Source organism: Alcanivorax sp. HI0083 (assembly GCF_001635175.1).
In genome coordinates this window covers 1-1,049 of the sequence record NZ_LWFX01000663.1, presented here as the reverse complement: position 1 = coordinate 1,049, position 1,049 = coordinate 1, and the positions used below count along the sequence as shown (strand labels likewise).

Genomic DNA, 1,049 nt, shown 5'->3' with positions numbered 1-1,049 from the left:
TCCAGCTTTCGTCCAGTTTGCCAAATCCCATACCCCGATCTTCCTCGGTGAGCTCGACAGCCACATACCTGGCTACTTCCTCCGCCTGATCGGCGGTTACCGTGGCATGCCCTCCGCCGTGAGAAAACACCGGCGAGGCAAAACTCAAGGCCATCATCGTCATCAAGGTTTTCATCCATCTCATAACATTTTCCTCATAAAAACAGATCAAATTTATTAATGTACATGGGCTTCGCCGTCACCATGGGCGTGAGGATTAGAGGCACTGTTTGGCAACTCCTCCGGCTCACGACCCTCTGTTTCAACCTCACCGTTAACACTTCCTCTGCATCCAAATCAAAGCGCTTCTCGTACCCGGACAGCGGAGAATTAGCAACCCCCATGTCTTCATGAGTATGCTGGTGATCATCCTTGTTCAGCGGAAATTCATCAGGATTGCTTGAGTGTAGATATCCATGCAGCTGCATCAACAGCAACAGCAACCCCAACACCATCAGCAGCCCATTGGTCGCTTGACTGAAGCGTTTGAACGATGCCATGCGGCGCCAACCAGACAATAAAAACAACATGATGGCCAGCGCAGCAATCTGCCCCAACTCTACGCCAACATTGAAAGCCAGGATGCGAAAAACCAAACCATCTTCTGCCAGAGGTAATTGCTGCAATCGCGTCGACAGTCCAAACCCGTGAATAAGACCGAAAGCGAAAACCATCCACATTAAGTTTGGTGACTTCATCTTCAGATAAGTCTTGAAACCGCCAAGGTTATCAAACGCCTTATAGCAGACAGTCAGAGCGATAACCGCATCCACTAAGTAGTAATTCGCCTGAATACTATAGAGGGTGGCAAACACCAGAGTAATCGAGTGGCCAATGGAAAACGCGGTTATAAAACGAACAATGTCACTGAAGCGGGTCAGAAAGAACACCACGCCGAACAGAAACAGTAAATGGTCATAGCCTGTGACCATGTGCATCGCTCCAAGCTCAATGTACTCCATGAAACCGGCATTGAGCGCCCTCGCCTTATCCTCTGCTGACATGCCATG

Annotated in this window: 2 protein-coding genes; both read right to left on the bottom strand. The window is 49.4% G+C overall.

Going from position 1 to position 1,049, the window contains the following annotated elements; all coding sequences use genetic code 11:
* Positions 1-184: DUF6488 family protein (locus tag A3754_RS06625; RefSeq protein WP_231880518.1), on the bottom strand; the 184-nt coding region annotated here is incomplete at its 3' end.
* A 10-nt stretch (positions 185-194) separates the two neighbouring features.
* Positions 195-1,049, bottom strand: an 855-nt coding sequence (locus A3754_RS06620; RefSeq protein ID WP_197468524.1) for a HupE/UreJ family protein, incomplete at its 5' end; no start/stop codon positions are given.